The following is a 20,809-nucleotide window of genomic DNA, read 5'->3' on the forward strand; positions in this document are numbered from 1 at the left end:
AAGGAGTTTCATTGCCATGGATGAAAAGATTCCCTCAAACGGGACGCCCGGGCGGGCGGAGCCCGCCGAGCCTTGGCCAGCGCCAGACGAGCCTTCGGCGCCCCGCCTGGTGCGCCGCACGCCCACGAAAGCCATTCGTAGCGCGAACCGCCGGAACGCTAGGCGCTCGACCGGCCCCCGCTCCGAGCGCGGCAAGGCGACCGCTTCGGCGAACGCCATCCGCCACGGCGTCCTTGCGCGCCCCGTTTTAACGCAGGGCTTCCTCGCGCGCGACGGCGTCCTCCGCAGCGCCCTCGCGGACGAAAGCGCCGACGAATTCCGCGCCCTCCTCGACCGCCTCAACGAGGCGCTCGCCCCGCGCGACGCCCTGGACGCCATGCTCGTCGAGAAAATGGCCCTCGCGCTCTGGCGCTACCGCCGCCTGCGGCGCTTCGAGCGGAGCAAGGTGGACTGGGAAATCTCCTTCAGGGAGCTGTGCGTGGCGAAAGAGGGATTCTCCGAGGCCCGGAAGCCCGGGATGGCCGAGGGCCGCGCGGAGCGGCGCCTTCTGCCCGACGAGGAAACCCTCCAGAGAATTCTGCGCTACGAAGCGGCGCTGGAGCGGGAGTGGATGCGGTGCTACGCCCTCCTGGAGCAGCGACGGCAGCAACGGGAAAGCGACGATCCCCCGCCGCTCCACAGCATCCTGCGCATAGGGTGAATCCCGGAAAAAAGGGCGATTCTACGAAACGAAGCCACTAAGTGGCGTCAACAAAGGGTTTTTTAATTGGCCCTAGGAACAAAGCCACTAAGTCGCGTGGATAAAGGGTTTTTTTGAGACTCGAACAAAGCCGCTATGTGCTTATGAATAAAGGATTTTTTGAGTACCTCGCTACGCCCCGTCCTCCGGTGCTCTTCGAGCTAAGGAGGGCTACGGAGGACGGGCGCTATGGTTCGAAAGCCGCGCTGTCGCTCTTGAGGAGACGGTTGTAGTTTTATGTCGTTTAAAAGAAAGCAAGGGCAGGGCAGGGAGGAGAGACGCGAATCATCCTAACATCTTGAAAAGAATACCTTTTTCCCAATACGCCACGGGCGCACAAGAATGAACTTGCTCGTGCAAGCGAGTTTCCCACTACGTTACGGATGGCCGCGGGAACTTCTTGACAATTTTGCGGCCCCTGTGTTACGGTTTTCTGCCATGGAAGCCCTTCAGCGCCTGGTTCTTGAGAATTGGGACACGGTTAGCCAGTGGCGCGTTGAGATTCCCGCCGTCATCGTTCTCGTTGCGATTCTATACGTTGTCCTCAAGAAAAACCTCTTCGACCCGCTCGGCAAGATTATCGAGGAGCGGGCGCGGATTCTCGACTCCGCCGCCGAGTCGGAAAAAACAGCTCTCGCCCGCCACGAGGGGGCGGCGCGAGCGGTTGAAGAGGCGATCCGCAAGGCCCGTGCCGAAGCCGCGCGGGTGCGGGAGGAAGCGCGCGCGCGGGCTCAGAAGGAGTGCGACGCCCTCTTGGCCGACGCGCGCGCCCGGGCCGAGCAGGAGTTGCGCGAAAACCTCGTCCAGCTCGAAAGCGAGGTGGAGCGCGGCCGGGCCGCCCTGGAGCCCGAAAGCCAGGTTCTGGCGAAGAGGCTGGTCGCGCGGCTGCTCGAAGCCGAGGGAGGGAGCGCCTGAGCATGAAAGTGCTCCTCGTCGTTCTCGTGGCCGTGGCGGCACTGGTTCTCCTGAATCTGGCCGCCTACGGGATCGGCGTCGAGTCCGCATGGGTGCATTGGAGCGGTCGGATTTTTAATTTCGTCGTGTTCGTTGGAATTTTGACGTGGGCGGCCGTCCGCGCCGATGTCGCCGGGCGTTTTCGCGAGCAGCGCCGAAGCGTTCAAAAACGCCTGGCCGATGCCGAGGTCAAGCAGCGCGAGGCCGAAGAGCGCCTCAAGGCCGTGCAGGAGCGCCTTTCGAGCCTTGAGGGGGAGACGGAGCGCATCGCGGAGCAGGCGCGCCGGGACGCCGAAGCCGACGCGCAGCGTCTCCGAAGCGAGGCGGACCGCCAGGCCGGGCTCGTCCTGGCCCGGTCGCGGCGGGAATTGGAGCTTCGCGTCGAGGCCGCTAAGCGGGAGTTGCGGCGCTACGCGGCGGAGCGCATCGCCGAGACGGCGGCGCGCGAGGCCCGCGCCCGGCTCGACGATAGGGTGCAGGGCATGGCGTTCGAGCGCGCGCTCCGGAGCTTCGAGGAAAAAGCGCCGTGAGCGATCTGACCGTCGCCCGCCGCTACGCGCGCGCCCTCGCGGACGCCGTCACGGAATCGAAGGATCAGGAACTCGTCCGAAGCGAGCTGGAGGAATTTGCGGCGCTTTTTCGCGCCGAGAAAATGCTCCGCGCCTACCTTCTCGACGTGCGCGCCAAGGCGGAGCTTCGGGAGCGGGTGGTGAACGCCGTTTCGGAAAAGGCAAAATTTTCACCGTGGACCCGCAACGTTCTTGCGCTGGTGGCCCGGCACGGCCGCTTCGAGCATCTCGAAGAGATCGTTCGTCTCTACGGAGAGGAGCTCGACCGGCGGCACGGCGTCGTCCGCGCCCGCGTTTCGGCGAGCACGCCCCTCAGCGGCGAGCAGACGGACCGCCTCGCGCAGGCGCTCTCCCGGGTCACGGGCGGGCGGGCGGAGCTTGAGGTCCGGGTGGACGAAGACCTTCTGGCGGGCGCGGTCGTGCGGATCGGCAGCCGCGTGTACGACGCGAGCCTGCGCACGCAGATTGCGCGCCTCGCGGAGCGGATGACGGCATGAAGCCTCTTATCGAAGACCGGCCGCTCGCCTTCGCGCAGCCGTGCTACGGCGGAGCAAGGTCGGTCGTCGGCATTGATAGCCGACCATGGAAAAGGAGTTTTTAAACATGGCGTTGAACATTGAGGAAATCAGCAAATATCTGCGTAACGAGATTGCCCAGTCCCAGTGGGATGTGGACGTGAGCGAGGTGGGCACCATTGTTTCCGTGGGCGACGGCATAGGACGCGTCTACGGCCTCGACCACGTCATGGCCGGCGAGATCGTCGCGTTTCCGCGTGACATACGCGGCCTGGCCCTCAACCTCGAGGAGGACAGCGTCGGCATCGTCGTCATGGGCGACACGAGCTTTCTCAAGGAAGGCGATACGGTGAAGCGCACGGGGCAGATCATGAGCGTTCCCGTGGGCGAGTCACTCGTGGGGCGAGTCGTGGACCCCCTCGGCGGTCCGCTGGACGGGAAAGGTCCCGTCGAGGCGGCGCAGCGCAACCCCATTGAGCGCATCGCGCCCGGCATCGTGGATCGGAAATCCGTTCATGAACCCCTGCAGACGGGCCTCAAGGCCATCGACGCAATGATTCCCATCGGGCGCGGGCAGCGGGAGCTCATCATCGGGGACAAACAGACGGGCAAGACGGCCATCATACTCGACACCATCCTGAATCAGAAGGGCGGCGACGCCATCTGCGTCTACGTTGCCATCGGCCAGAAGCAGTCCACGATTGCGCGCGTCGTGCGCATTCTCGAGGAAGGGGGCGCGATGGAGCACACCATCGTCGTGGCGGCGGCGGCCTCCGAGCCGGCGCCCCTGCAGTACCTGGGGCCCTATGCGGGGTGCGCGATGGGCGAGTATTTTCGAGATAACGGGCGCCACGCCGTCTGTTTTTATGATGATCTTTCAAAACACGCCGTCGCCTACCGCGAAATTTCGCTCCTCCTGCGCCGGCCTCCCGGCCGCGAAGCCTACCCCGGCGACGTCTTCTACCTCCATTCGCGGCTCCTCGAGCGCGCCGCCAAGCTGAACGAAGCGAAAGGCGGCGGGTCGCTTACGGCGCTTCCCGTGATCGAGACCAAGCTGGGCGACGTCTCGGCCTACATTCCGACGAACGTCATCTCCATCACGGACGGGCAGATTTACCTCAAGAGCGACCTCTTCTACCGCGGCGTGCGCCCCGCCGTGGACGTGGGCATATCGGTCTCGCGCGTGGGCGGGGCGGCCCAGATCAAGGCCATGAAGAAAGTCGCCGGCATGTTGCGCCTCGACCTGGCGCAGTACCGCGAGCTCGAAGCGTTCGCCCAGTTCGGAAGCGACCTCGACGAGACGACGCAGCGGCAGCTCAACCGCGGCGCCCGCATGGTCGAGATCCTCAAGCAGGACCAGTACGAGCCGCTCCCCGTCGAGAGGCAGGTGGCGGCCATCTTCGCCGGCACGCGAGGCTTCCTGGACGGCATTCCTGTCGAGAAGGTGCGCGCGTTCGAAAAAGCGCTCTACACGCACCTCGAGACGGCGCACCGGGAATTGCTCGAGGCCCTGCGCACCAAGAAACAGATTGACGATGAGCTGGAAAAGGCGCTCCGCGCCGCCGTGCAGGAAGCGCTAGACGCCTTCAAGGCGGAGCTCGGCGAGGAGGCGGCGTAGGGTTCTGGAGATCAGTTTTCACAGGCGAACCGAGTAACTGAGAAACCGAGTGACCGAATAACTAGCCATGGCCCAAGCCGTTCGAGCCCTGACGAAGCGCATCGAGAGCATCGACAAGACGCGCAAAATCACGCGCGCGATGAAGCTCGTTGCGGCCTCGAAGCTCCGGCGCGCCGAGGAGCGCATCACCCGGGCGCGCGTCTACGGCGAGCGCATCCGCGCGATGGCGGAAAACCTGGCGGCGTACGCGCCGGCGGAGCATCCCCTCTTCGCCGTGCGCGATTCCGTTCGGCGCGTCAAGCTCGTGCTCGTGACGAGCGACCGCGGCCTCTGCGGCTCTTTCAACCACAACGCCGTCCGCGCCGCGCAGGATTTTCTCAAAGAGCGCGCGTCCGAGGGGCAGGGGGCGCGCCTCGACCTGGTCGGCAAAAAGGGCTGGGAGTTTTTAAAAAAACGCTTCAAGGGAATCGACGAGCACCTGGAGGACGCCGTTGGAAGAAACATTCCGCGCATCGCGCGGGAGCTGGCCCGGCGCTTGATGCGGGAATACACGGACGGGGAGGTGGACGAGGTGCACCTTTTGTTCAACCGCTTCGTGTCGATGGCCGTGCAAAGGGTGGCGCGGGAGCGCCTCCTTCCGGCCTCGCCCCCGGCCCTGCGCGCCCTGCCCACGCAGCCGCCCATTTTCGAGCCTTCGGCCGAGGTGCTTTTTTCGGAAATCGTGCCGCGGGCCGTCACCGTGCAGGTTCAGAACGCGCTCGCCGATTCCGAGGCCGCGGAGCACGCGGCGCGCATGGCGGCCATGGAGAACGCCACGCGCAACGCCACCGACATTATTCATAACCTGACGCTCGTGCGGAACAAGATGCGCCAGGCCGCCATCACGAGCGAGATCGTCGAGATTGTGGGCGCAGCCGAGGCGCTGCGAACCACCGGCGGATAATGGGCGCGCGCGGCGGTCATGAAAAAGTGAGCCCTGCTGGAATCGAACCAGCGACCCCCTGCTTAAAAGGCAGGTGCTCTGCCGACTGAGCTAAGGGCTCACGAATCCCGCTCCCTGATCTTCTTTCCTCCGGCAGCGCAGTGTTTTCCACCCGTGCCCCCATCGTGAAATCATACACGCCGTTCGGGCCAAACGCAAAGCGTTTGGTGGAGGCGCGCGACGCGGAAAAACCTCATTCTGTCGTGGAGAGAAGCTCCTCTCCTGCGTCCAAGCCCGCCGGCGCGGCAGGGGAAGGCATCCGGCGATCCGGTGGCGGGGCCGTTTTCTACAGCCCGTACTGTTCGAGGAGCAGGTCGTAGGTCGACTTCCCCGTGCCCTCTGGGTTGTCGTTCTTTATGGTGTTGAGGAAGGCGTTCAGGCGCTCGAGAAAGTCCGGGCTGCCCTTGCGTGCGGCCATGCAGATTTGGCTCGCCGTCAGGGGAGTGTCGAGGGCCGCCGTGGTGTCCGGATACTCCTCGGTCAGCGCCTTGACGAACAGGGTATCTCCCACGTACGCCGCGGCTTTCCCCGCGACCACCTCCTGGACGGCGTCATCCTCTTGCTGGAACGGCTTTTTTTGGGCTTTGGGAAAATACTGCGTCGCCGTCGTGGCGTACAGGGTGTTGATTCGGAACGTTACGACGTACTCGCTGCTGTCGAGATCCTTGTAGCTCTCGATCTTGTCGGCGACGCTCCTGCTCAGCAGAAGAGACACTTTTTCGGTGTGGTAGGGATCGGAAAAGTCCACCAGCTTCGCGCGGTCGGGGGTGTTCGACAGCGTCGAGACGATCACGTGGTACTTTCCGTTGAGGAGCTCCGTGATGATTTTGTCCCACGGGGTGTGAACGAACTCCACGGAGACTCCCCACGCCTCGGCCAATTTCTGCACCAGGGCGACTTCGAAGCCGTCCAGAGTGCCGTCTTCCTTGTGGAAGTGATAGGGGGTGTAGTCTTCCGCCTCGACACCCACCCTGAGAACGCCGGATCCGAGGACGTCCTCAAGGGCGGAGGGCCCAGACTCCGCCTGGGTCGCCGGGGACGGCTGCTGTGCTTGCGGGGCCTCGGCGGGACGGCCGCACGCCACGCTCAACACGGCAAACAGCCCGGCCCACAGTAGACAGGTAAGCGATTTCGTATGCATCATGATTGGTATTATATGACCTAATAGTAAAAAGCGCAATAAAAAAATACATTTTTTCGGCCCGCCCCCCGCTGTCGGGAAGGCGGCACCGGAATCGTAGGCGGCGCCTGGTGCGGCGGACGGGAGCCTTGCGGAGGGAGGACGTCCCCGTTCCGCTTTCGCCTCCGCCAGGGCGGGGCGGTGGCGTACGTGCGTGACGAGACGATGCTTCCTTCGGCAGGATTCTATATGACGCGGTTCGGTGCGTTGCGCGCCCCGAGAGTTCTGTGATACTCTGGACGAGAGGCATTCTATGTCGGGTCATTCGAAATGGTCGAAGATCAAGCGCCACAAGGGCGCGCAGGACCAGAAGCGCGCCAAGATTTTCCAAAAATTGGCGCGGGAGGTCAGCGTCGCCGTACGCGTGGGCGGCTCTGGGGATCCGCAATTCAATGCCCGCCTGCGGGCGGCCGTTGAGGCGGCGCGAGCCGCGGAGATGCCCAAAGACAGCATCGAGGCCGCGATTCGCCGCGGCCTCGGCGAGGATGGCGGCACGCGATACGAAGAGGTGGTGTATGAGGCCTACGCTCCTGGAAACATCGCCCTCTACATCGAAGCCCTCACGGACAACCGCACGCGCACCGTGGCGGAGCTTCGGAATCTTTTCGAAAATCGCGGCGGCAGCATGGGCAGCGCCGGGTGCGTGGCGTGGATGTTCAAGAAGAAGGGCTACCTCGTCGTCCTCAAGCGCGCGGCGCCGGAGGAGAAGATTCTCGAGGCCATCGTCGAGGGCGGCGCCGAGGACTTCGAGGACCGCGGCGACCATTTCGAGATTTACACCGCGCTTGAGGACTTCCTGCCCCTCCGTGAGACGCTCGAGCGCTCCAAGATCCCCGTTGAATACGCGCGCCTCGTCTTCGTGCCCACGAACACCGTCGCGCTTTCTCCCGCGTCGAACGAGGGGCGCAAGGTGCAGACGCTTATCGAGGCGCTCGAAGACCATGACGACGTTCAGAGCGTCTGGACGAATGCTGACTTTGGCGATGAAGCCTCCGTCGAAGAAGACTCCACGGCGGCGTAGCCGCCTCCCGAAGGACGGGGTCGCGGCGACAAAACGGGGGACGGGGCATTCTTCTCGAACGGGGAAAACGGCGGGCAAAACCGTACTGATGGGCATCGACCCGGGGAGCCGCGCCACCGGGTACGCCTTTCTCGAAATTAATGCGGCCCCCGCCGAGCCGCGCCTTGTCGAGTGTGGTGCGGTTCGCGTCCCGCCGGGCCGGAGCCACGCGCTTCGCCTGCGCGCCATTTTCGAAAAGATCCAGGCGTTGCTCCGGAAACATCGGCCCGCGGAAGTCGCGGTCGAAGCGGTGTTTCACGCAAAGGACGCGCGCGCGGCGCTTCTTTTGGGCCAGGCGCGCGGGGCGGCGCTCGCCGCCGTGGGCGAGCGCGGCGTGAGCGTGTTCGAATATTCCCCTTTGTCCATAAAGAAAACCGTCGCGGGCTACGGCCGCGCCCCGAAAGAGCAGGTGCAGCGCATGGTGCTGGCCCTCCTGAATCTTCATGACGCTCCCTCCGCGCGGATGTCCGCCGACGCCTCGGACGCCGCGGCCGTCGCGCTCTGCCACGCCGCGCACCGTGCCGCGCGCGCACGGGGGCTTGTTTCATGATCGCCTATTTGAAGGGTCGGGTCGTCTCGCTCGAGAGCGGAACGAGCGCGGCGTCGGGCCAGACGGCGGTGCTTGATGTGCACGGCGTTGGCTACCGTGTGCGCATTACGACCGGCCTCTACGCCTCGCTCAAGGGACGCGCCGACGGACCCGGAGAGGCGGGCGGCGGCGAGGTGGCGCTCCATGTCTATTCCCACGCGACGGACGGCGACGTGGCGCTTTTCGGGTTCGCGTCGGCGTTCGAGCGGCGCGTCTTCGAGCGCCTGCTGCGCGTTTCGGGCGTCGGCCCCTCGCTCGCGCTCGCGGCGCTCTCCGCGCACCGCGCCGAGGACCTGATCGCCGCCCTCGCATCGGGCGACGGAAGCCTCCTTGAGCGCGTGCCCCGCGTCGGAAAGAAACTCGCAAGCCGCATTCTTCTCGAACTCCGTGACAAGCTCGACGACCTTCTTCCCGAGGCCGCCGGCGCGGGGGAGGTGGCGGGCGCGGGCGCCGTCTGGCGCGACGTGGCATCGGCGCTCGTCAACATGGGCTATCGCGCCTCGGACGCCGAGGCCGCCTGCCGCGCCGCGCGCGAGCGCGCGGGCGAGTGCACATTCGAGGACGCTTTCCGCGCCGCGCTCAAGAAGGCGCAGGGGAAATAGAGGAAACCGGGAGGGCAGGCGAGAGGCTCTCTGGAATAGAGCTCCGGCGCACGGCGGCGATGGGCTTGCCCAATTTGCCGCTTTTTCAGTAGCCAGCTTCCAGGGGCCGGAGCGTCAAGGATCGAAGGCTGGATGCCGGCTTACGCCGCCTTCTCGACGGCTTTCTGAACCTTAACCTTAACATGCCGCGCCTTGACAGGCCGTGCGGAGTTTCCTACACTACGCGTAGCGTTATGTCCCGCGTTCAACTGGCCGAAATTCAGGAAGGCGAGAGTTTTCGAGGCTTCTTTTTGGTTAAGAAGAAGGCCGTGCGGACGGCCTCATCCGGCGCGCCGTACTGGGATCTTACACTGCAGGACGCCACGGGGCAGTGCCACGCCAAGGTGTGGAGCGAGGTGCTTGCGTCCCACGAGGGCGTTGCGGTGGAGGAGGGCACGGTTCTCAAGGTGGAGGCCGTGGCGGAGAGCTACGACGGGCGTCTACAATTGCGCGTCCTGCGCTTCCGCCTTTCCCGCCCCGAGGACGGGATAGACGCGGCGGAGCTTATGCCGCGCACGCCGCACGACGTCGACGCGATGTATGAAGAGCTCCTGGGTTTCGTGGATCGTGTCGAGGATCCTCATCTCAAGCGCCTGCTCGAGTCCTTCTTCCGCGAGGACGAGGCGTTCGTTCGCCGCTTCAAGTACAGCTCCGCGAGCCGCGCCATTCACCATCCCTACGTGGGCGGCTTGCTGGAACACGTGGTTTCGCTTCTTAAAATTTGCGAGTTTCTCGCCTCGCACTATCCGGACGTGGACCGCGACATTCTTTTCGCGGGCGCGATCTTCCATGACGTCGGGAAGGTGAGCGAGCTCGACGGCTTCAGCTACTCCACCGAGGGCGAGCTCCTCGGGCACGTGGCCATCGGGTTCGAGATGGTGCGCGAGCGGATGCGCTTGATCGAAGGATTCCCGGAGCCGCTCAGCCTGAGTCTCTCGCACATGGTGCTCTGCCACCAGGGCGAGCTCGACTGGGGCGCGCCCGTCGTGCCGAAGACGAGAGAAGCCATGATTCTCCACTTCGCCGACAACATGGACGCCAAGCTTTTCCAATGCTACCAGTCGCTTCAGGACACGGCGGACTCGGTGAAGGAATGGTCCGAGAACAACTGGCTCCTGCGACGGCGTTTCTGGCGCGGCGCCGAAACTTCGCAAGAGACAGAATCGTTAACCCCAAAGGCGTCCGGAAACGGAGGCCTGCACGAAGATGTGTTCCCTATTACCAAGGCTCGCCTGGCGCCGGCCAAGGCTCGATAGACAAGGTTCGCCATGAAGAAAGGACTCAGCCTTCTCGTAATCGTCTTGCTTGCGAGCCTGTCGCTGTTGTTCGGCGTCCTGGTGGCACAGCTTCCCTCGCTTGGAGGCAAGGAAAAGGCGAAGGAGGACTTGCCCCGGCAGAGCGGGGAACGGCAGCACCCCCTGTACGTTGAAGCCCCGGCCGACCAGCCGCCCCTGCCGCCGCTGTCGGGGCCGGACTTCACGCCGATCGTGGAGCAGGTGAAGCCGGCGGTGGTGAGCGTCTCCTCGACGGAAGTCGTCGAGATGTACCGCCAGCACCCGCAAGAGTTTTTCGACCTGTTCGACTGGTTTTTCGGCCGCAGGCCGCGCCGCAACGAGAAGGAGATGCCTCGGCAGCACCGCAGCGTGAACTCTGGCTCCGGCTTTATCATCAGTCCCGAAGGCTACGTCCTTACGAATTACCATGTGGTCGCCGACGCCACGGAGGTTATGGTCATGCTTTCCGACGACAGCGAATTCGAGGCGGAGGTCACGGGAAGCGACCGCGAAATAGACATCGCGCTCCTCAAGTTCGACCCCGAGGACAAGTCCCTCGTCACGGCGGTCCTGGGCGATTCCAGTCAGCTTCACGTCGGCGAGTGGGTGATGGCCATCGGCAACCCCTTGCGCCTCCAGCATACGGTCACCGTGGGCGTCGTGAGCGCCCTCGGACGCAATCTGGGGAGCGGAAGCTTCGATGATTTCATCCAGACCGACGCCGCCATCAACCGCGGCAACAGCGGCGGCCCCTTGGTGAACCTGCGCGGAGAGGTCGTGGGCATCAATACCCTCATGAGCCCCTACGGCGAGAACATCGGTTTTGCCGTTCCCGTCAACCTCGTCAAGGAAATCCTGAACGATCTCATGGAGGTGGGGCGTGCGTCGCGCGGCTATCTGGGGACCCAGATCATGAGCATTACCCCCGAGCTTCAAGAGGCGTTCGGCCTCGAGTCCTCCGAGGGCGCGTTCGTGCAGTCGGTCGAGCCGGGGCTTCCCGGAGACGAGGCGGGGCTGCGCCGCGGCGACGTCATCGTCGAGGTGGACGGCACGCCCATTAAGGATTCCTATCACCTCGTGCGCGAGATTTCTCAGAAGAGGCCGGGCCAAAAAGTGGCCTTGAAAATCATCCGCGACGGGCGCACGCGCACCCTGAAGGCCACGCTTGCGGACCGGGGCGCCGAGCTGTGGAAAGAGGAGCCCGTGGAAGAAGAGGCGGAGGCGCCGCGCGGCGCAAGCGAGCTTCTCGGCTTTCACGTCGAGGAGGTCACCCGCGAGACGCGGGAGCAATTCGGCCTTTCGGACGACGCGCGCGGCGTGGTCGTGGTGCACGTCGATTCGATGAGCGAGGCCGCCGAAAAGGGACTGCGTTCGGGTATGGTCATCGTCGAAGTGAACCGGGAAGAAATTTCCGACATGCGGGAATTTACGGAAGCCCTGAAGGATGTCGAAACGGGTGATTTGGTCCTGCTGTACGTGACGGGGCGCGGGTTCCGCGGCTACATTCCCATCCGCGCCAAGGAATAGGTTTTCCCACAAGCAAGGCACCAAGGAACCCTTATGCCGGAGAAGGCCGCCCCTCCCCAAAAAAAGAAAGCCATCCTGCTCGTTGATGATTCAAAGCTCATCCTTCAGATGGAGGAGGCGATCTTGGGCCGGGAGCAATTTGACCTCTTCAGGGCGACCTCCGGCCAGCAGGCGCTGGATCTTGTCAAGCGCCACAAGCCTTTGCTGGTCCTCCTGGATTTCTTTCTCCCTGACGTAAACGGCGACGAGGTCACGAAGCGCATCCGCGAGGACCCCGAAACCACCCATGTGTCCATCATCATTGTCACGATGAAGGGCTCGGATGAGCAGAAGGAGAAGTGCTTCAAAGCGGGGTGCAACGATTTTATAACGAAACCCATCAACTCGGGGCTCCTCAAGCTCAAAGTCGACCGACTCGTCAACATCGCCCCGAGGACGCCCTACCGGATTCTCGTGAAGATGTCGCAGGCCGGGAGCGAGCAGCGCGACTTCGTCTTCAGCTCGAGCGTCAACATCAGCGAGACGGGCATGCTTGTGGAGACGGACAAGAAGTTCGACCTCGGCACGGAGGTTGACCTTCAGTTCTACGTCACCTCCTCGCGCGAGCCCATCGCGGTGCGCGGCTTGCTGGTGCGCTACCAGAAGAAAGGCTTCCGCCGCGCGAACGCCTACGGCATCACCTTTAGCGAGCTCTCCGAAGAGAACAGGAAGAAAATCCGGGCGCTCATCGAGCAGAAGGCCCGGCCGTAACCGTTCGGATTCATGTCCCGCTCCGCACCGAAACGCCGCGCTAAGGATTCTTTTCCGTTCGGGCAAAAGTGCGAGGCGCGCATGGTGCATGTGGTGTTCCCGGAGGATACGAACCACTATGGAACGCTCTTTGGAGGCACGGCGCTTGCGTGGATGGACCATGCGGCGTTCGTGGCCGCCACCCGGTGCTGCCGCAAAAGCGTGGTCACGGCCGCCTCGGAGCGGATGAGTTTCAAGGTGCCGGTGCGCGTGGGGAGCATTGTGGAGGTGGTGGCCAACGTCCTGGAAATAGGACGCTCGTCTTTGAAGGTTCTCGTCGAGCTCTTCGTCGAGGACGCTTTCCGCGGGACGCGAAAGCTCTGCGCCCGCGGCCGTTTTACCATGGTGGCCGTCAACAAGCGGGGAAGACCCATCGCTGCACTGCCCAAGCGCGGGCGCGCGAAAACAAGGAAAACAAAAAAAGCGAGGTAAACGATTGTGACGTTTGTGTTTAATTTAGGATTTCCGCGAATCGGCCGGCGCCGCGAGCTCAAAAAAGCCACGGAAGGCTATTGGAAGGGCGCGGTTTCGGAAAAGGGGCTTCGGGAGGCGGCGCGGGAAATTCGCCGCGCGAACTGGATTTTTCAAAAAGACGCCGGCCTCGACTCCATCCCCTGCAACGATTTCTCGTTCTACGACCACGTGCTCGACGCCGTGGCGCTTCTCGGGGCCGTGCCGCCCCGCTACGGCTGGAAAGGCGGCACGGTGGACCTCGATACGTATTTCGCCATGGCGCGCGGCGCGCAGCGCGAGGGCCTCGACGTGACGGCCATGGAGATGACCAAGTGGTTTGACACGAACTACCACTACATCGTGCCGGAGTTCTACCAGAACCAGGAATTTCGTCTTTCTTCGGAAAAGCCGTTCGAGGAGTTCGAGGAGGCCAAGGCCGTCGTGGGCGGGCGCGCAAGGCCCGTGCTCGTGGGGCCCTTGAGCTTTGTCCTTCTCGGAAAGGCCAAGGACGAGGGGGTGAGTCCGCTGCGGGATGTCCTTCCCAAGGTGCTCGACGTCTACAAGGAGGCGCTTGGGCGCCTGAGCGCCGCCGGCGCCGAATGGGTGCAGTTCGACGAGCCCTGCCTTGTCCAGGACCGCTCGAGCGAGGAACTCGAGGCGCTGAAGCGCACCTATCAGGCCTTGGCCGAAGCCAAGGGCGGCGTGAAAATTCTCGTCGCCACCTATTTCGGCCACGTGGGCGACGCCTACGATGCGCTTGCGGTGCTGCCGGTGGACGGCGTGGCGTTCGACCTGGTGCGCGGCAGGCGCAACCTGGATTTCCTGCGCGAGAAGGGATTCCCCCGCGAGAAGACGTTCGTGGCGGGCGTCGTGGACGGCCGGAATGTCTGGCTCAACGACCTCGAAGCGTCACTCGGCCTTCTTCAGGACGCGCGCAAGCACGGGGTGGCGGGCGAGCGCCTGGCCGTTGCGCCCTCGTGCTCGCTTCTCCACGTGCCCGTCGATGCCGACCAGGAGTCGGCGCTCGACGCGGAGCTCCGCTCCTGGCTCGCGTTTGCGAAGCAGAAGGTTCGTGAGGCGGTCGCGCTCGCGCGAGCGCTCGACGGCCGGCGCGACGAGGCTTTCTTTGATGCGAATCGGAAAGCGCTCGAAAGCCGCCGCACCTCGAAGCGCACGCGGAACCCGCAGGTGCGCGAGCGCGTCGAGAAAATCCTCGCCTCCAGCCCCGGGCGCTCGACGCCGGCGGGGGAGCGCTTCAAAATTCAGCGCGAGCGGCTTCCGCTGCCTTCGTTTCCGACCACGACCATCGGCTCATTCCCCCAGACGCAGGAGGTGCGCAAGGCCCGCCTGCGCTTCCGCAAAAAGGAGATGAGCGAAACGGACTACAAGGCCTTCCTCAAGGAGAAGACCCGCGACGTCGTGGAGCTTCAGGAGGAAATCGGCCTCGACGTGCTCGTCCACGGAGAGTTCGAGCGCAACGACATGGTGGAATATTTCGGAGAGCTCCTCGACGGGTTCGCGTTCACGCAGTACGGCTGGGTGCAGTCGTACGGCTCGCGCTGCGTGAAGCCGCCCGTCATCTTCGGCGACGTCGCGCGGCCCCGCCCCATGACCACGGAGTGGATCGGCTACGCGCAGTCGCTGACGAAGAAACCTCTCAAGGGCATGCTCACGGGGCCGGTGACCATCCTGACCTGGTCGTTCGTGCGCGACGACCAGCCCCGCTCCGAGACCTGCGCGCAGATCGCCGTGGCCCTTCGGGACGAGGTCCTCGACCTCGAGTCTGAAGGCATCCGCATCGTGCAGATTGACGAGCCGACCCTGCGCGAGGGCATGCCGCTCCGGAAGGAGGAGCGGCCGGAGTACCTCGACTGGGCCGTGCGCTCGTTTCTCATTTCTTCCTCGGGCGTCCGCGACGAGACCCAGATCCACACCCACATGTGCTACTGCGAGTTCGGGGACATCATGGAGAGCATCTCCGCGCTCGACGCCGACGTCCTCTACATAGAAAACTCGCGCTCGGACCAGGAGCTCCTGGACGTGTTCAAAAAATTCCGCTACGACAAGGGCGTCGGCCCGGGCGTCTACGACATCCACTCCCCCCGCGTGCCGGGCGTCGAGGAAATGGAAGAAAACCTGCGCGCCTCGGCCAAGGTGCTCGACCCCGGGCATCTCTGGGTCAATCCGGACTGCGGCCTGAAGACCCGCGGCTTCGAGGAGACGACGCCTACGCTCAAGAACATGGTCGCCGCGGCGAAGCGCATGCGCGCGTAGCCTGGAAGGGGAGCGTAGCGGCGATAAAGAAGAGAGTCGTTTCAGGGCCTTTCTTACTCTGTTGAAAAGGCCGCATCTCCCCCTTTCCTACTCGCCTTCGCGAAGCCTATCCTCCGCACTATGATGCTCTGCCGAAGCGTTCCGCAACGACAAGCGGCTTCTTCCGGAAGATGGACGCTTCGGCGGAGCGAGGAAGGGGGATATAGGGGGATTACCGTGGGTGAATTCCTTGTCTTGCAACGCGCTTTTCTGTTTCATAAGGTAACAGATTTGGCTGGCGGGCCTTTCTAGGTGAAATTTGGCCGGAAAAACAAGGTGTTGGAAGCAAAGAAATCCTTGTTTTTCGCGCAGTTATGAGCTATTCTGGGGTGACGGCGAACCTGGCACGGCAATTGCTTGTTTTTCCTTATAATGCGTCTGCAAAAGGACGGCCGGACTGCGTTTAATGGAGCAGGATATCTGAGTCTCTCTGCAGGGTGGCGGCATGCTTTGACAACGGGATGCCGCCAGAGGAGACTGTTTTCGGGTGAAGGGCGCACAACTTGCGCAAGGGGCTCATTTTTACAACGTCAATGAGGGGAAAATCATGAAAAATTCAATGCCACGATACACACGATACAAATGGTCGACTCTTGTTTTCGGGAGCGCGCTGCTTTGGTGTCTTTCGGGCAGCGCGTTCGCGCAGGTCATCTTCTTCGACGACATGGAGGGCGGTCCCGGCGGCTGGACGAACTATCTCATAACCGGCGATCCGGGACCTCCCGTAACAAACGACTGGCAGCAGTCAGTGGCGCGCTCCTACAGCGGTGCCACGAGCTGGTGGAGCGGAGACTGGGCACCATCGTGGGGCGATACAGCACTTGAATCACCTGATATTGACTTGACGTTGGTTGCCGGCCCCCCGCAGCTTGAGTTCTGGCATTGGTACGAGTTTGATGAGTGTGCCCCCCCCCCTGACCCAACGTTTGAGCCCGACGGCGGTATCGTGGAAGTGTTCGTCATGCCGTTGGGGCCGTGGACCCAGATTTTCCCCAGCGGTGGATATCCCTACAACATTAATGATGATCCTTGTGGGGTAGGTTCGCAGAATCCCCTGCTTGGACTCGACGCCTATTCGCACACCACTGGAGGCGTTTGGGTGCAGGAGACCTACGACCTGAGCGCCTTTGCGGGAAGCGTCATTCGCATCCGCTTCCACGTGGGCTGGGACTGCGGCAACTGCGCGCCAGTAGGAGACGAGGGTTGGCACATTGACGACGTTCTGGTCCACGTTCCCACTTTGGAATACGACAGCCACAATGTCCTTTTCGACTGCGGGAACTTCGATGGCATCGTGGACCCGGGAGAGACGATTGACCTGGAAGTTACCCTGGAAAACGTCGGCACCTTTGATACCTGCAATATAAACGGAACGCTCTCGACGGGCACGCCGGGGATAACGATTCCCGTGAACACGGCGTTCTTCGGAAACATCGCCATGGGCGGATTCGGAACGTCGTTTCCCCCGCCGTTCCAGTTCGTCGTGGCCCCGGGCGTGCCCTGCGGCACGACGATTGACTTCACGCTCGACCTTGCGTTCGACGATTGCTTCGCCACTCCCTATACTGCCACCTCTACGTTCCAGGTGCAGGTCGGCTTTGTTGCGCCGTCCGTGCCGCTCCTTTCAACGGACTTTAACCCCCTCCCCCTCGGATGGACGGTGATAAACGGTGGGAGCTCTATCGACACTTGGGACAACTTCGACCCATGCGGGCGGGGGTCGTTCCCTCCCCTTTACATGATTTGCGATAACAACTGCCCGTTGGGCGGGTATACTATGGATGAGGAGCTTATCACGCCGCTCATTAACGCAGTTGGCATGGGGACGGTCACGCTCCGCTTCGACCACGACTTGTTATATGCCTTTATGGGAGAGATGGTGGAGGTGGACGTCATGAGCGCGAAGACGGGATGGGTGTGGGTGAACGTGGCGCAGTATACGAACAGCACCGGCGGTCCTGTGTCCGAATTTATAGACATCACGGCGCAGGCGGCCGGAGCGCCGGATGTCCAGATCCGCTGGCACTACTACAACGCGCTCAATGCCGGATACTGGGGCGTGGACAACGTTTTCGTGGCAGGAACGCCTCCCGCGGTATGCAATCCCATCGCGTGCGGGCCCCACCTGCTATACGAGGGCCACCAAATACTCATGGATTGCGGGAACTTCAACGGCGTCGTGGATCCGGGTGAGACGATTGACCTCGATGTCACGGTGTTTAACTTCGGCAACAACGACGCTTTCAATGTAAACGGGACGCTTTCGACGACGACGCCCGGCGTAACAATCCCGATGAACGTGGCATGGGTTCCGAACATTCCGACAGGCAGCTCTGCCTCGCTCGCACCGTTCCAGTTCGTCGTGGACCCGAGCGTGCCCTGCGGAACGTTCATCAATTTTACGCTTGACCTGACCTACGACGACGGGTTCACGCCGTACTCCAATTCCGTATCGTTTGTGGTGCAGGTGGGGAACGGGGCGCTGGTTTTTGCCGACGACATGGAGGGCGGCGACAACGGCTGGACGCACTATCTAATAAGCAGCGACCCGTTTGCCATCCCGCCCGTAACCGACGGGTGGGAGCAGAGCACCATGCGCTCCTCGAGCAACTCGACGAGCTGGTGGAGCGGCACACTGGACGGCCCGTGGCACACCTCCGCGCTCGAGACGCCGGATATTGATTTAACGAAAGTGGGAGGCGCGGTCCTCTCGTTCAACCACTGGTACGATTTCGGAGAATGCGGTGTGATAGGAGACGAGTACGACGGTGCACTCGTAGAGGTGAGCGTCGGGGGAGGCCCGTGGAACCAGATTTTCCCGTTGGGAGGTTATCCGTATACCCTGGTCTTCTGCGGCAACCCGCTGGATGGCTTTGCTGCTTACGCGCACGACAGCGCCTGCGTGTTCGAACCCCAAGCGTTCGACCTGACCCCGTTTGCAGGAAACGTCATCCGCATCCGCTTTCGTGTGGGAGCGAGCGCCTGGTGCAATTGTAATTACCCCTTAGAGGGGTGGTACCTCGACGACGTGGTGATAGGTACCGTTCCCCCGGCGTGCGCGCCCGCGGCGTGTGGGCCGTACCTCCAGTACGACTCGGAAGTGATTACCGACTGCGGGAACTCCGACGGCGTCGTTGATCCAGGGGAAACCGTGACCGTCAGCCTGACGGTTCTGAACACAGGGAGCGAGGGAGCCTTCAATGTGAGCGGCACGCTCTCGACCTTGACGCCGGGAGTGACGATAACCGTTCCGACCGCTTCCTTCCCGGACATCCCCGTGGGTTTGACGGGCACGTCGCTTACGCCGTTCGAGTTCATCGTGGACGGGGCCGTCGTGTGCGGCACGGTGATTGATTTCACGCTTGACCTTACCTACACGGACGTTGCGCTCAATCCCTTCTCGAACACCATTACAGGTCCCGCACAGGTGGGCTCGGACGGGCCGTCCGTGCCGATTTTCTCGGAGAACTTTAACCTTGGTCTTCCGGGAACGTGGACCGTCGTGGACAACGGGGACAATTCATTCTGCGCTCCCAACTGCACGTGGGTGAATAACGATCCTTGCGGTCGTGGGTTCTTCTTCGACCCCTATATGATTGCCGATGAGAGCTGTTTCTGGGTCGACATGGACGAGGAGCTTATCACGCCGCTCATTGACGCCTCCGGCGTGACCAAGGTCGGCATTATCTTCGAGCACAACTTCGATAACGGCGCGAACTGCGCCATCGCAAACGTGGACGTCCGGAGCGCCAATACGGGCGGCGCGTGGGTCAACGTGGCGACGTTCACGGCGAACGTCATCGGCCTCGAAATAATTGACATCACGACGCAGGCGGCCGGCGCGGCGGACGTGCAAGTTCGCTGGCATTACGTTTCCCAGCCGAGCCCCGGCTGGTGGGCCATTGACAACGTCTCCGTGCAAACCCCCACGCCCGTCTGCAATCCCGGATGTTGTCCACTGGATCCGGCGGTGATATCCAGTATTGCGCCCGACCCGGTATGCCAGGGCACTTTCCAGGTGTTCACCGCCGCGGCGGCGACCGGCGGCGTGGCACCGTATACCTATTCGTGGGACTTCACGGACGATAGCACCTTCGACGCAGTTGGCCAGATTGTGGGCTACACCTACCCGGCGGACGGCAGCTACACGGTGCGGCTGCGCGTTACCGACTCCTGCAGCTTAGGGTCGCAGGTGCAGGAGACTACGGCCAGCGTGACGGTGTACGAAAACCCGACGGCGGCACCGGTGGTGGCCCCGGAGCCGGTGTGCCTGGGGACTGTGCAGACGTTCACGGCGAACGCGGCGCTGGGACTGGCGCCGTACACGTATTTGTGGAATTTCGGAAACGGGGACACGTCGACGGCTGCGAACCCCGTGTACATGTATCCGGCGGACGGAAGCTACGTGGTGACGGTGACGGTGACGGATTCGCTTGGGTGTTCGTCCGGGCTGGTTGGGGTAGCTACCAATCCTGTGGAGGTGTACGGGCCGGAGGCTGCGCCGGTGGTGGACGCGGAGCCTGTGTGCCTTGGGACGGCGCAGACGTTCGTGGCTAACGCGTCGAGAGGCAGTCCCTTTGGGTTCATTCCCATTTTTACGGACGACATGGAGAGCGGCATAAACGGTTGGACAGTTTCGGGGTTGTGGGCTCAAATCAGTGACCCGGCGACCTGCTCGCCGGTTTCTAACTCCGCCACGACAAGCTGGTATTTCGGTCAGGATACGGGCTTGGCCTGTGACTATAACGTAGCTTCAAATTGTACGTCTCCCAGTACCGGGTTTCTTGCGGTCTGCGGGGAGCTGGTGTCACCCTCCATCGGGCCTTTGCCGGCGGGAGCCGTTTTGAATTTCTGGTATCGGCGCCAAACCGAGGATTTTTGTGCGACATACGATCGCACATATGTAGAGATTTCTGATGACGGAGGCTTTTCGTGGGCCGTATTGTGGGAGCTGTGCGACGAGAGCAACTCGTGGGTGAACTCGGGAAACATTGACCTCAGCGCGTACGCCGGGGCGACGGTGAACATCCGGTTTCGCGTTGACACGGGAGATTTAGCTTTAAATGCCTTCTTGGGCTGGATGGTGGACGACGTGCTCGTGGGCGAGCCGATCTACAATTACCTGTGGAGTTTCGGGAACGGGGACACGTCGACGGCTGAGAACCCCGTGTACACGTATCCTGCGGACGGGAGCTACACGGTAACGGTGACGGTGACGGATTCGTTCGGGTGTTCGTTCGGGCCGGTTGGGGTAGCTACCAATCCTGTGGAAGTGTACGGGCCGGAGGCTGCGCCGACGGTGGACGTGGAGCCTGTGTGCATCGGTACTGTGCAGACGTTCACGGCGAACGCGTCGTTGGGGCTGGTGCCGTACACGTATATGTGGAGTTTCGGGAACGGAGACACGTCGACGGCGGCGAGCCCCGTGTACACGTATCCTGCGGACGGTAGCTACACGGTGACGTTGACGGTGACGGACTCGTTCGGGTGTTCGTCCGGACCTATTGGTGTAGCTACCAATCCTGTGGAGGTGTACGGGCCGACGGCTGCGCCGGTGGTGGACGCGGAGCCTGTGTGCATAGGCACTGTGCAGCAGTTCACGGCGA

Annotated in this window: 16 protein-coding genes and 1 tRNA gene; 15 read left to right on the forward strand and 2 right to left on the reverse strand. The window is 62.8% G+C overall.

Features of this window, described 5'->3' with window-relative positions:
- Positions 1–16: 16 nt before the first annotated feature.
- From JSV08_01920 to atpG, 6 genes are all read left to right on the forward strand, one after another.
- Positions 17–700 carry a hypothetical protein gene (locus JSV08_01920; GenBank protein ID UCF81202.1) on the forward strand — a complete coding sequence of 228 codons (684 nt, stop codon included), beginning with the start codon at positions 17–19 and terminating at the stop codon, positions 698–700.
- Between the two features lie 477 nt (positions 701–1,177).
- Entirely contained in the window at positions 1,178–1,654 is a 477-nt protein-coding gene (locus JSV08_01925) for a hypothetical protein (GenBank protein UCF81203.1), read from the forward strand.
- Positions 1,655–1,656: 2 nt separating this feature from the next.
- Positions 1,657–2,223, forward strand: coding sequence for an ATP synthase F0 subunit B (locus JSV08_01930; protein UCF81204.1), 567 nt, complete (start codon positions 1,657–1,659; stop codon positions 2,221–2,223).
- Positions 2,220–2,759 carry an ATP synthase F1 subunit delta gene (gene atpH, locus JSV08_01935; protein UCF81205.1) on the forward strand — a complete coding sequence of 180 codons (540 nt, stop codon included), beginning with the start codon at positions 2,220–2,222 and terminating at the stop codon, positions 2,757–2,759. Before JSV08_01930 ends, atpH begins: the two co-directional genes overlap by 4 nt.
- 106 nt (positions 2,760–2,865) lie before the next feature.
- Positions 2,866–4,395, forward strand: a complete 1,530-nt coding sequence (locus JSV08_01940; protein UCF81206.1) for a F0F1 ATP synthase subunit alpha — start codon at positions 2,866–2,868, stop codon at positions 4,393–4,395.
- 67 nt (positions 4,396–4,462) lie between these two features.
- Positions 4,463–5,338 carry an ATP synthase F1 subunit gamma gene (gene atpG / locus JSV08_01945; GenBank protein ID UCF81207.1) on the forward strand — a complete coding sequence of 292 codons (876 nt, stop codon included), beginning with the start codon at positions 4,463–4,465 and terminating at the stop codon, positions 5,336–5,338.
- Between the two features lie 27 nt (positions 5,339–5,365).
- Here the strand turns inward: atpG and JSV08_01950 are convergent.
- Both JSV08_01950 and JSV08_01955 read right to left on the reverse strand, forming a co-directional pair.
- A tRNA-Lys gene (locus JSV08_01950) sits at positions 5,366–5,438 on the reverse strand.
- 225 nt (positions 5,439–5,663) lie between these two features.
- Entirely contained in the window at positions 5,664–6,521 is an 858-nt protein-coding gene (locus JSV08_01955) for a transporter substrate-binding domain-containing protein (GenBank protein UCF81208.1), read from the reverse strand.
- Positions 6,522–6,810: 289 nt separating this feature from the next.
- On the opposite strand from JSV08_01955, the gene JSV08_01960 reads away from it, so the two are divergent.
- From JSV08_01960 to JSV08_02000, 9 genes are all read left to right on the forward strand, one after another.
- Positions 6,811–7,578 (forward strand): YebC/PmpR family DNA-binding transcriptional regulator, encoded by a 768-nt coding sequence (locus JSV08_01960; GenBank protein UCF81209.1) that lies wholly within the window; start codon positions 6,811–6,813, stop codon positions 7,576–7,578.
- A gap of 88 nt (positions 7,579–7,666) precedes the next feature.
- Complete coding sequence (ruvC, locus tag JSV08_01965) at positions 7,667–8,167, forward strand: crossover junction endodeoxyribonuclease RuvC (GenBank protein ID UCF81210.1); 501 nt, start codon at positions 7,667–7,669, stop codon at positions 8,165–8,167.
- Positions 8,164–8,808, forward strand: a complete 645-nt coding sequence (locus JSV08_01970; GenBank protein UCF81211.1) for a Holliday junction branch migration protein RuvA — start codon at positions 8,164–8,166, stop codon at positions 8,806–8,808. The genes ruvC and JSV08_01970 overlap by 4 nt, the downstream gene beginning before the upstream one ends.
- 233 nt (positions 8,809–9,041) lie before the next feature.
- Positions 9,042–10,103 carry an HD domain-containing protein gene (locus JSV08_01975; protein UCF81212.1) on the forward strand — a complete coding sequence of 354 codons (1,062 nt, stop codon included), beginning with the start codon at positions 9,042–9,044 and terminating at the stop codon, positions 10,101–10,103.
- A gap of 12 nt (positions 10,104–10,115) precedes the next feature.
- The gene (locus JSV08_01980) at positions 10,116–11,648 is read left to right on the forward strand and encodes a Do family serine endopeptidase (GenBank protein UCF81213.1); all 1,533 of its coding nucleotides are present in this window, start codon (positions 10,116–10,118) and stop codon (positions 11,646–11,648) included.
- 33 nt (positions 11,649–11,681) lie between these two features.
- Positions 11,682–12,398, forward strand: a complete 717-nt coding sequence (locus tag JSV08_01985; GenBank protein ID UCF81214.1) for a response regulator — start codon at positions 11,682–11,684, stop codon at positions 12,396–12,398.
- A 12-nt stretch (positions 12,399–12,410) separates the two neighbouring features.
- Positions 12,411–12,869, forward strand: a complete 459-nt coding sequence (locus JSV08_01990; GenBank protein UCF81215.1) for an acyl-CoA thioesterase — start codon at positions 12,411–12,413, stop codon at positions 12,867–12,869.
- Between the two features lie 6 nt (positions 12,870–12,875).
- Positions 12,876–15,164 carry a 5-methyltetrahydropteroyltriglutamate--homocysteine S-methyltransferase gene (metE, locus tag JSV08_01995; protein UCF81216.1) on the forward strand — a complete coding sequence of 763 codons (2,289 nt, stop codon included), beginning with the start codon at positions 12,876–12,878 and terminating at the stop codon, positions 15,162–15,164.
- Between the two features lie 1,000 nt (positions 15,165–16,164).
- The coding region (locus JSV08_02000; GenBank protein UCF81217.1) for a PKD domain-containing protein at positions 16,165–20,809 on the forward strand (4,645 nt) is incomplete at its 3' end.

The organism is Acidobacteriota bacterium, from assembly GCA_020349885.1.
Lineage (GTDB): Bacteria > Acidobacteriota.